Origin of the sequence: Buttiauxella noackiae ATCC 51607 (genome assembly GCF_001654865.1) — a bacterium.
Taxonomy (GTDB): Bacteria; Pseudomonadota; Gammaproteobacteria; order Enterobacterales; family Enterobacteriaceae; genus Buttiauxella; species Buttiauxella noackiae.
Genome location: NZ_LXEO01000030.1, coordinates 46090 through 53281, shown reverse-complemented (window position 1 = coordinate 53281; position 7192 = coordinate 46090). Strand labels below are relative to the sequence as shown.

The 7192-nt window shown below is 50.8% G+C and carries 7 protein-coding genes; 5 read left to right on the top strand and 2 right to left on the bottom strand.

The features are described 5' to 3' along the window. Positions 1–47 precede the first annotated feature (47 nt). Complete coding sequence (bcp, locus tag M979_RS11830) at positions 48–518, bottom strand: thioredoxin-dependent thiol peroxidase (protein ID WP_064512983.1); 471 nt, start codon at positions 516–518, stop codon at positions 48–50. 14 nt (positions 519–532) lie between these two features. Beyond that, positions 533–1090, bottom strand: coding sequence for a glycine cleavage system transcriptional repressor (locus M979_RS11825; protein WP_064555044.1), 558 nt, complete (start codon positions 1088–1090; stop codon positions 533–535). 145 nt (positions 1091–1235) lie between these two features. On the opposite strand from M979_RS11825, the gene dapA reads away from it, so the two are divergent. The 5 genes from dapA to M979_RS11800 all read left to right on the top strand — a co-directional run bounded on the left by dapA (position 1236) and on the right by M979_RS11800 (position 7161). Continuing rightward, a complete protein-coding gene (gene dapA, locus M979_RS11820) occupies positions 1236–2114 on the top strand; it encodes a 4-hydroxy-tetrahydrodipicolinate synthase (RefSeq protein ID WP_034459109.1) in 879 nt (292 codons plus the stop codon). Positions 2115–2130: 16 nt separating this feature from the next. Then, on the top strand, positions 2131–3165 hold the full coding sequence (gene bamC / locus M979_RS11815) for an outer membrane protein assembly factor BamC (protein WP_034459106.1): 1035 nt from the start codon (positions 2131–2133) through the stop codon (positions 3163–3165). A gap of 107 nt (positions 3166–3272) precedes the next feature. Continuing rightward, complete coding sequence (gene purC / locus M979_RS11810) at positions 3273–3986, top strand: phosphoribosylaminoimidazolesuccinocarboxamide synthase (protein WP_034459103.1); 714 nt, start codon at positions 3273–3275, stop codon at positions 3984–3986. A gap of 259 nt (positions 3987–4245) precedes the next feature. Further along, entirely contained in the window at positions 4246–5121 is an 876-nt protein-coding gene (ypfJ, locus tag M979_RS11805) for a KPN_02809 family neutral zinc metallopeptidase (RefSeq protein WP_034459100.1), read from the top strand. A 15-nt stretch (positions 5122–5136) separates the two neighbouring features. Further along, positions 5137–7161: a tRNA(Met) cytidine acetyltransferase TmcA gene (locus M979_RS11800; RefSeq protein WP_064555043.1), complete on the top strand. Its 2025-nt coding sequence runs from the start codon at positions 5137–5139 to the stop codon at positions 7159–7161. The last annotated feature ends 31 nt before the right edge of the window (positions 7162–7192 follow it).

Here is a 7192-nt window from a genome sequence, read left to right as displayed (position 1 = left end):
CGGCATTGGACATACAGTCGGCTTTTTTAATATTTTTAGCGTAGCTATTAAGCGTTTTCTTTCAGCCAGTTCACCACAATGTCGTGATGGTTGCTGGTTTTGAAATCATCAAACACTTTTTCAACTTTCCCTTCACCATCGAGCAGGAAACTGATGCGATGGATGCCATCGTAGGTTTTACCCATAAATGACTTCTCGCCCCAAACCCCAAATTGCTCGCAGACCTGATGGTCTTCATCAGAAAGCAGGGTGAAGTTTAGTAGCTCTTTTTCAGCAAAACGTGAAAGCTTCTCTGGCTTGTCGGTGCTGATACCCAGTACTTCCACACCACTTTTTTTCAACGCATCCATGTTGTCGCGCAAACCACATGCTTGCACGGTGCAGCCTGGCGTCATCGCTTTAGGATAAAAATAAACCAGAACGCGCTGTCCCTGGAAGTCGGTTAAATTTATCTGCTCGCCGTCTTGATCAGGCAAGCTAAATTTCGGTGCACTGTCACCGGCTTTCAGTGGGCTCATTACAACTCTCCGTCTTAATCATCTTGCTGTGGATAATTCACAACGTTAATACTGCCTTGTGCTTTTAGTTCTGTACAGAGGGCCTTGAATTCATCTTCGATAACGCACGCATTTTTGCCAGCAGGACTATGGGCTGTTATCTGTATATACAGCTGAGGTGGATTGCCATCCTGAGCCGGCTGGGTGCGTGAACTCAATTCCGCAATATTCATGTGATGAACATCAAACAGATGGGTGAAGCGTTCGATTAAATGAGGCGAATCGGTCACTTCAACCTGCACCCAGACTGTTGCTGGCATTGCCGGGCGCTCTTGCGCGGTGGTACGTTTCATAACGATTAATAAATCTAACTCGGCACCTTTCAGCGGTAGCGTAGATTCAATCAAGGTTATGGCATTCCAACTGCCAGATAGCAGCATAATAAACGTGAACTCTTCACCGAGCATAGCGAGGCGACTGTCTTCAATATTACAGCCGCAACTGCTCACATGGCGGGTGATGGTATTAACAATACCAGGTCTATCCGCCCCAAGGGCCGTAATGACCAAATAATGGTGTGGTGAGGGAGTCAAACGTATTCTTCCTGTGAATCGGTGAGATATCATAAGGAAAGCATAAAAAAAAGTTGCGTACAACCGTGTAGCGTCACCTGGTGACTTGCTTTTGATCCTGCACCAAACGTACCATTGAGACACTTGTTAGCACAGAGGATGGCCAATGTTCACTGGAAGTATTGTCGCGCTTGTGACGCCGATGGATGAGAAAGGTAATGTCTGCCGGTCAAGCCTGAAAAAACTGATTGATTACCATGTCGCCAGCGGGACCTCGGCGATTGTCTCGGTAGGTACTACTGGAGAGTCTGCTACGTTGAGCCATGACGAGCACGGTGATGTGGTACTGATGACGCTGGAACTGGCTGATGGCCGTATTCCTGTTATCGCAGGGACTGGCGCTAATGCCACCTCTGAAGCTATCTCGCTGACAAAGCGTTTCGAAAACAGCGGTATTGTTGGCTGCCTGACGGTAACGCCATATTACAACCGCCCAACCCAGGAAGGGCTATATCAGCACTTCAAAGCCATCGCTGGAAGCACCGATCTGCCGCAGATGCTGTACAATGTGCCATCTCGTACTGGTTGCGACATGCTGCCTGAAACAGTGGGTCGTTTGGCGAAGATTAAAAATATTATTGGTATCAAAGAAGCTACCGGGAACTTAACACGAGTAAACCAGATCAAAGAGCTGGTTGAAGATGACTTTATCCTGGTTAGCGGCGATGACGCGAGTGCGCTGGACTTTATGCAATTGGGCGGCCACGGTGTGATTTCTGTGACGGCAAACGTAGCCGCGCGTGAAATGGCAGAAGTGTGTAAACTGGCCGCCAATGGGCAATATGCGCAAGCGCGCGTTATCAACGAACGTTTGATGCCGCTGCACAATAAATTATTTGTTGAACCCAACCCTATCCCAGTCAAATGGGCATGTAGGGAGTTGGGACTTGTGGCAACCGATACCTTACGCCTGCCAATGACACCGCTGACTGAAGCTAGTCGTCCGGTGATTGTTAGCGCGCTCAAGCATGCCGGTTTGCTGTAAAGTTTAGGGAGATTTGATGGCTTACTCAGTACAGAAGTCGACGGTGGCGAAAGTTGCAGTGGTTTCGTTAGCCATGCTGTTAGCAGCATGTAGCACCGACCAGCGTTATAAGCGCCAGGTTAGTGGTGACGAATCCTATCTGGATGCAGCACCCCTCGCGGAAATCCACTCCCCGGCGGGGATGATCCTGCCGGTGCAGAATGGTGAATACAATATTCCGGTCACCAACGGCAGCGGCGCAGTAGGCAAACAGCTGGATATCCGTCCGCCAGCTCAACCTCTGGCATTGGTCAGTGGCGCACGTACTCAGTTTACTGGGGACACCGCAACTCTGATGGTTGAAAGTGCGCGTAGTGCAACGCTGTGGCCACAGGTCGTAAGCGCTGTTCAGGCGAAAAATTACGGCATTGATAAACGTGACGATGCAAGCCAAACGCTGACTACTGACTGGGTCCAATGGAACCGTGCTGATGAAGATCAGCAGTACCGTGGGCGCTATCAAATCAGTGTGAAACCTCAAGGCTATCAACAAGCTGTGGTGGTTAAGCTGCTGAATCTCGAACAGGCCGGCAAGCCAATTGCTGATGCGGCATCTATGCAACGTTATAGTGCAGAAATGCTTAACAGCATCAGTGCGGCACTGGATAAAACCCAGACCGATCTGCAAAACGCCAAAGAAAGCCGTGCAGCAACGCAGCTTGATGTTCAAAGTGCCGCTGATGACACTGGCCTGCCAATGCTGGTGGTGCGTGGCCCATTCAACGTCGTATGGAACCGTTTACCGGCAACGCTTGAGAAAGTGGGCATGAAAGTCACCGACTCTACGCGTTCAACTGGCAGTATGGCTGTAACTTACAAACCATTGTCTGACAGCGCATGGCAAGATTTAGGGGCGAAAGACCCGGGTCTGTCCAGTGGCGACTATAAACTGCAAGTGGGCGACCTCGATAACCGCAGTAGTCTGCAGTTCATCGATCCGAAAGGTCACACGCTGACGCAGTCTCAGAACGATGCTCTGGTAGCTGCATTCCAGGCAGCATTCAGCAAGTAACATTTAAAGGCCAGAGCTCTCTGGCCTTTTTTCTGTTAGGCTACGCAAACGTGTGCGTAGACACAGATAGCGGAATTTTTAGTTAAATCACACCTGGAGTAAGAAAGATGCAAAAGCAAGCTGAGTTGTATCGTGGCAAAGCGAAAACCGTATACAGCACGGAAAATCCGGATCTGTTGGTGCTCGAATTCCGCAATGATACTTCAGCAGGAGACGGTGCTCGTATTGAACAGTTTGATCGTAAAGGCATGGTGAACAATAAGTTCAACCATTTCATTATGACTAAACTGGAAGAGGCGGGCATTCCTACGCAAATGGAAGCTCTGCTCTCCGACAACGAAGTGCTGGTGAAGAAGCTGGATATGGTGCCGGTGGAGTGTGTTATTCGTAACCGTGCGGCGGGCTCATTGGTTAAACGCCTGGGTATTGAAGAAGGCATTGAACTAAATCCTCCGTTGTTTGACCTGTTCCTGAAAAACGATGCGATGCATGACCCGATGGTCAACGAATCTTACTGTGAAACCTTTGGTTGGGTGAACAAAGAGAATTTGGCTCGTATGCGTGAGTTGAGCTACAAAGCTAACGATGTTCTGAGCAAACTGTTTGATGATGCGGGTCTGATCCTGGTCGATTTCAAGCTGGAATTCGGTTTGTTCAACGGCGAGGTTGTACTGGGTGATGAGTTCTCCCCAGACGGTAGCCGCCTGTGGGACAAAGAAACCCTCGACAAGATGGACAAAGACCGTTTCCGCCAGAGCCTGGGTGGCCTGATTGAAGCTTATGAAGAGGTCGCACGTCGTCTTGGCGTTCAATTAGACTAAGTTTACCCGTCATACTTTGAGCCGCAGTGGCGTTGTCTTTCCTCGCTCACCCCAGTCACTTAATCAAACAAGTTCCTGGGGATTCACTGCGCTGCCGCTTTGCTGCAACTCGAACTATTTAGGGTAAAAAGTCTGCGGAATTTTTTTAAAGCCGGATGTGTTTTTACATCCGGCTTTTTCACATCTTGTTTCCTATGGTAATCCTGGAATTAACCACCTACGATCTACTTATTACAAGTTGTGAATAATGAGGTCGACTATGCGCTGGCAAGGTCGTCGCGAAAGCGACAATGTTGAAGATAGACGAAGCAACTCTTCTGGCCCAAGTTTCGGGGGCGGCGGAGGTGGATTCCGCTTACCCGGCGGTAAAGGCGGTATCATCTTATTAATAGTGGTCGTTGTGGCGAGCTATTATGGTGTCGATCTCACCTCAATGCTGGGTGGTCAGCCTGTTCCACAACAGCAATCTACACAGCGTTCCATCAGCCCAAATGATGATGACGCGGCTAAATTTACCTCGGTTATTCTGGCTACAACGGAAGACACCTGGGGAGAGATTTTCCAGAAAATGGGCCGTACTTATCAGCAACCAAAACTGGTGATGTATCGTGGTGCGACCCGCACTGGTTGCGGCACGGGTCAATCAGTCATGGGGCCGTTTTACTGCCCGGCTGACAGCACGGTGTATATCGATCTCTCTTTCTACGATGAAATGAAAAGCAAGCTGGGCGCTGATGGCGATTTTGCGCAAGGGTATGTCATTGCCCATGAAGTTGGCCACCACGTGCAGAAATTGCTGGGGATTGAACCGAAAGTCCGCCAGCTTCAGCAGGGCGCAAGCGAGGCGGAGGGAAATCGTCTTTCTGTCAAAATGGAATTGCAGGCTGATTGCTTCGCGGGTGTTTGGGGCAACAGCATGCAAAAACAAGAAGTATTGGATGCCGGAGATTTACAGGAAGCGTTGAACGCAGCTGAAGCGATTGGCGATGATAAACTGCAGCAACAGGGCCAGGGACGTGTTGTTCCCGATAGCTTCACCCATGGTACTTCAGAACAGCGCTATACCTGGTTCAAACGCGGTTTCGATAGCGGTGACCCGGCGCAGTGCAATACCTTTGGTAATACCGTCAAATAACGAGATGTGACAAGGATGCAAGCCATGGAACTGCTAAGGCAAGCAACTGCCAGTATGGCTGATGCTGGTATTCGCCGTATGATCATCATGGCGGGTGAGAAAACCTGGAGTAGTCAGCAAGTACAGTCGCTTAACCGGCAATTACCCGGTGACTGGCTATGGGTTGGGGCTGCACCGGAACTGCCGCTTCATTGTGCAACGTCGGCAATGCGCACTCTATTGGGGCGTGAATTTCTGCATGCGGTTTTTGATGCAAGAGAGGGGCTCGACGCTGAAGCGCTGGCTGCCCTGGCAGGAACGCTTAAAGCGGGCAGTTGGTTGGTTCTGCTGGCTCCTGACTGGAACTATTGGCCGATGCAGCCGGATTGCGACTCAAGCCGCTGGAGTGAGCAGCCGGAAGCGATTCCAACCCCTCATTTTATCGCTCATCTACAGCACTGTATCCGCATGGATAGCGAATGCGTGCTCTGGCGGCAGCATCAGCCGCTGCAAATTCCTGATTTCTCGCCGCGTCCACAATGGCATGCAGCCAATGGTGCACCTTTTGCAGAGCAGGCCGCTATTATGGATGAGCTTTTGAATATGCCTGCGGGCGTTGCGGTGGTTACCGCACCGAGAGGACGCGGAAAATCTGCGCTGGCAGGGATGTTATTGCAAAGGATTGCAGGCAAAGGGCTGGTAACTGCTCCCGGAAAAGCGGCGACGGATGTACTCGCTGAGCATGCAGGCGATCGTTTCAATTTTGTTGCACCTGACGCGCTGCTTGCCAACGCCGACGCATTTCAGGCTGACTGGCTAATTATTGACGAGGCCGCCGCGCTCCCGGCGCCTCAGTTACGTAGATTAATATCCCATTTCGCACGGGTTTTACTGATAACCACAGTTCAGGGTTACGAAGGGACAGGGCGCGGGTTTGTACTCAAGTTCTGCGCCAGTCTCGACGCACTGACGCGCTACACCCTTTCAACTCCTATCCGTTGGGCTGCAAATGATCCGCTGGAAAAGCTAATCGACGCTGTTTTGCTCTTTGATGAAATCGATATAACGACAGCACCGCAAGGTACGATTTCTTTGCAGGTCATTGAACGCGCAAGCGCCTTGCAACCATCGCCGCAACGACAACAGATGTACCGCTTACTGTCTGGCGCACATTATCGTACTTCACCACTGGACTGGCGTCGGATGCTGGATGCTCCGGGGCAGCACTTTATTGCTGCAACCAGTCATGGGGAAACTATTGGGGCGACCTGGCTTGTGGAGGAGGGGGAGCTAAATGAGGATCTTAGTTGGGCGGTGTGGGGTGGGTTTCGGCGTCCACGTGGCAATTTAGTGGCGCAGTCGCTGGCGGCACATGGCGGCAGTCCATTAGCCGCAACGCTTAAAGGTTTACGTGTCAGTCGTATTGCTGTGCATCCACTGCGCCAGCGTCAGCAAATCGGCCAGCAGATGATTGCCAAAGTGAAATCTCACGTACATTTTGCTGCTGATTATCTTTCGGTGAGTTTTGGTTTTACCAACGAGCTGTGGCGTTTTTGGGAAAGCTGTGGCTTCAGGTTGGTGCGTGTAGGTAGTCACCGGGAGGCCAGCAGTGGCTGCTATACGGCGATGGCGTTATTGCCGCTAACTGAGCGAGGGGAATCCTTGACTGACCACGAACAGCAGCGGCTACAGCGCGATATCAGGTGGCTGCAACCGTGGATTGACCAATCCTTACCTGTTATTCCTTATGAAGAGGCTGCGCTAAACAGTGATGACTGGCTTGAGTTGGCTGGATTCGCCTTTGGGCATCGCCCTATGGAGGCGTGTCTGGGCTCTCTGAATCGTTTGTTGCTCTCCAGCGAATTACCCCTTAAGGCGCTACGTGGCCGGGTACAACAACGTCTCAGTGTGGAAGCCCTTTGCCAGCAATTACGCATTTCCGGACGTAAAGCGTTGTTAATTGTGATGCGGCAGGAAGTGCGAAAGGCGCTGGAAAAACTCGATGAGCAACAGTGCATTGAGCTGAAAAATACGCTTTTGCAATTGCAATTTTTCCACTAACTCGTTCAGTCAAACGGTATGGTCATCATGG

Bases quoted from the DNA above. Each gene is read 5' to 3' on its own strand.
- bcp (WP_064512983.1), bottom strand. From the start codon at position 518: ATGAGCCCACTGAAAGCCGGTGACAGTGCACCGAAATTTAGCTTGCCT.
- dapA (WP_034459109.1), top strand. From the start codon at position 1,236: ATGTTCACTGGAAGTATTGTCGCGCTTGTGACGCCGATGGATGAGAAA.
- bamC (WP_034459106.1), top strand. From the start codon at position 2,131: ATGGCTTACTCAGTACAGAAGTCGACGGTGGCGAAAGTTGCAGTGGTT.
- purC (WP_034459103.1), top strand. From the start codon at position 3,273: ATGCAAAAGCAAGCTGAGTTGTATCGTGGCAAAGCGAAAACCGTATAC.
- ypfJ (WP_034459100.1), top strand. From the start codon at position 4,246: ATGCGCTGGCAAGGTCGTCGCGAAAGCGACAATGTTGAAGATAGACGA.
- M979_RS11800 (WP_064555043.1), top strand. From the start codon at position 5,137: ATGCAAGCCATGGAACTGCTAAGGCAAGCAACTGCCAGTATGGCTGAT.